This window comes from Halococcus sp. IIIV-5B, assembly GCF_003602035.1.
In the GTDB taxonomy this organism is placed as follows: Archaea; Halobacteriota; Halobacteria; order Halobacteriales; family Halococcaceae; genus Halococcus; species Halococcus salsus.
Window position 1 is genome coordinate 1 of record NZ_QZWE01000064.1, and the last position, 3,189, is coordinate 3,189.

The window sequence follows — 3,189 nt, forward strand, 5'->3', positions numbered from 1 at the left end:
GCAAATCGGGAGCACGGGGGGTGATCATGGTCCAGGACGTCCACCAGCTGATCGACACCTATGGAGAAGAACCGGCGAGATCGATCTGGTCGAACTGCCCGAACCGGGTGATGTTCAGTGCAGGTGACGCCGAGACCGCTGAGTTCTTCCTGAGTGGGCTTGGGGATCGAATGCTCCGCCAGCAGGACGTGAACACGAAGCCAGACGGAGAAGGTGGGACAGTACGAACCACATCCTCTCGGACAGCTAGCGGAAAGCCACTGCTCACGGGAGAACTGATGAATCAAGAGCCTGGCAAGGCACTAATCCAATCTCCCAGCGGATGGTGGCACGCCAAGATCTCCGAGCCGTCGTTCTAGCCAACCCAATCTATGAGTTCTATTTCTTGGTACGGTTGATCTACTTGTCTGGCATTCCTACAAACCACCACTTGGCGCGTGTAAGTACTCCCGCCTGTGCCCGTCTACTTTGCAGTGACTGCTCTTCTTCGACCACTCGAACTAGCTCATTGGATGCTTCGACCTTTTCTGTGGTTGCAACCAGCTTTGAGCGCATCTCATCGACCCGTGCTTCAGTCTGCTGCAACTCTGATTCAAGACGCTCCACTTCTGCTTCATACTGAATTGCTCGATCGAATATCCGTCTTACAGCTTCTGCATCGCTAATCTCTGTCTCTTCCTCTTCTTGAATCCGTTCGATAAGTTCGATATGCTCTGACCGAATCTGTGGAGTAATTCGTTTCATGAATCACATTGAATCGCTCGTGCATCATAGTGGTTCGTCAGACGATTCAATGTGAATCATCTCTCAAGAAAGATAACAACTCTCATCTCCCATCCAATGGGTTCACAATTAGTCTCTTAGCGCTATAGTTTTTATAATCGTATATGTGCGAGATCATCTCAATTTCGGACATGCTGGGTGGTGGGCCTTGAATTGAAGGGGCAGCGTATCCGTGTTCATCACATCGCAAGTGGTTTTCTCCGCTGGCTGAATGGTTCTTTTACCGTTTTGATTTGTCTTATGTGATTTCGTTGTAGCCCCTGCTATCAAAGTTACTGGCGCTTGATGCGGCATCCATATTTGGAAATTCGTCATTCAGAACAGAGTACATATAGTGATTCATTCGCATACGCTTCACAAATCCTGCATCTAGATCGATTCTGTTAGCTGTCGATGTCACCATCTGAAATTCATCGTATAAATCTTGACACGCTTGGCAGTGGTTTGGGTTCAAATTCCCGCTTCTGACCATTGATCCGATAGCGTTGACATAATAGTCTGGATCTTCTGTAGTGTCTAAGGAGTGGCTGGTGGACTCATATTGCCGCACACGTTTGGGAATATTTGGAAAGGCTCCTGGTGGGATATCGCTTGGAAACCGCCTTTCAAGAACATAGTCTCCCACTCCATCCACGCCAGCATGTTTTCCGATCACAGGACCATAGTTATAGTTAACACCATCTCTAGGTTCAAATAGGTTAAATACGTAGAAATCCTGTGCACCCATCTCATTACTGATAAATTCAATATTGGGCATTAGCCCCGTCGACAAATTATCCACATTGAGGGCGTCCGCAAGCACTGCGTCATTAGTACCGAGTTCATTGAGGATCTCTCTAATCGTATTTTCCTGAGATGAAGAATATGTGTTGATAGGAATAAACAAACGAATGCATATTCGATTGAAATACGAATGTAGTGTCTGAATCATCGCTTTATAGTTCGAAAGGTCGATTGGGTCAATGGTACCAGAAAGTGTAGGAGTATAGGACATACCTGAGTTTAATTGGTGGAACGTTACTGGATCGTTCCAGAAATTTCTGATTAGTGAATCAACATCGTCTCGGTATTTATTATCTCTGTATGACAAATAACGGGGAAAATCAACAAACACCTCAGAGAAATTTCGAACATAGCGCGAGACCATGTTTAGATCGCTCTTTGTTACGATCTCCAGAAGCGGCTTAACTCGATCGGAATGTTGTTGCTGACTACCCCCGGCTTGACTGAGCTGGTTACTCAATGCCTCTAAGGCCTGTTGTTCGTTGGTACCATGCCGAATTCCAGGGATGTAGTCGTACATAGACGATCAATTACAATAGAGACTGAATAGCCTTTTCCCTAGATACGATTATGCGTTAATTGCATCTTAAAAGAACGCGCTGGATGCCAGTCACCACAATATGTAGCTAGCTCGGCTGACTTCCCGCATTGCGAATCGCTTCAGGGTTGCATCCGCTCACATCAGCTACATTATTATCATCAATAGCTACCGCTGCTTGTGCACTCAATATCTGACCATCAATTAGTTGGTTCAGCTCTTGGCCCCAAATTGTGGTCGGTGTTGAGCGAACATATGCAGCCCAATTGTCGATCGCATTAAGTCGCTCTTCCTGTCGGCTAGGACTGATATGCCTTTTTCGACTATTCAATTCCCGCCTGATTTTTGAGCTCACGATATTCCCCCTCTACATCGTACTCAGATACGCTTCTATCTAAAAGTTTGCTGTCCAGCTTATCATGGTATGTTTTCAACAAGTAATATGCATCTTCATAATCCGTATTTCCCCCCATTGTGAGTTTATATGCAATTTGCACCTCTGGTGCAACAATCGGCAAGCGAATAATATCATCACCAATTCCAACAATAGCAGTGCGTTGATTTTGGAACGATGGATGAATATTTTCAGTAGGCTGCAATTCTACTTGAGGTATCTTTTGATCTTTTCGAGCGACCCGAATTGGGTCGTTATGCTCAAACATCAGCCCGATACTTGAAAGAGGCATCGCTGGCCCACAGTACCCTCGATCTTCAAGCTCATTACCTAACCGCTCAGCTTCTTCTTCTGAGAGTGCCTCTGTGGCGACTAATGTATCGATATCCTCCGTGGATCGGGCCCGACCAAACAGAACAGCTACATAGCCACTTACAAGGACGTGGTCTATCCCCTGCTCTGCTAGAATATTACTGACGTCGCTTGCTAGTTTATCGAGGACATTTAGCTCTCGATTAACTCGTATTTCACCGCTCTCGCAAAAGTCAATCATTACTACCCATATGACGCCTAGTTGTTTATCACTATCTTCGAGGATAACAGAGTCCACAATGCATTGGGAGGACTGTGAGTTCAGCCGTATACATGATCTATATTTTTGCAGCACTTTGGCTACTATTATGCCTGCGAA

At 45.8% G+C, this 3,189-nt stretch carries 4 protein-coding genes; 1 reads left to right on the forward strand and 3 read right to left on the reverse strand.

Going from position 1 to position 3,189, the window contains the following annotated elements:
- The coding region (locus tag D3261_RS19350; protein WP_158589422.1) for a TraM recognition domain-containing protein at window positions 1-359 on the forward strand (359 nt) is incomplete at its 5' end.
- A 40-nt stretch (window positions 360-399) separates the two neighbouring features.
- Here D3261_RS19350 and D3261_RS19355 read toward each other — a convergent pair.
- From D3261_RS19355 to D3261_RS19850, 3 genes are all read right to left on the reverse strand, one after another.
- Complete coding sequence (locus D3261_RS19355) at window positions 400-744, reverse strand: hypothetical protein (protein ID WP_120075233.1); 345 nt, start codon at window positions 742-744, stop codon at window positions 400-402.
- A gap of 277 nt (window positions 745-1,021) precedes the next feature.
- Window positions 1,022-2,086, reverse strand: coding sequence for a hypothetical protein (locus D3261_RS19845; protein WP_147465011.1), 1,065 nt, complete (start codon window positions 2,084-2,086; stop codon window positions 1,022-1,024).
- A 341-nt stretch (window positions 2,087-2,427) separates the two neighbouring features.
- A partial coding sequence (locus D3261_RS19850) for a hypothetical protein (protein ID WP_233554049.1) occupies window positions 2,428-3,189 on the reverse strand: 762 nt, incomplete at its 5' end.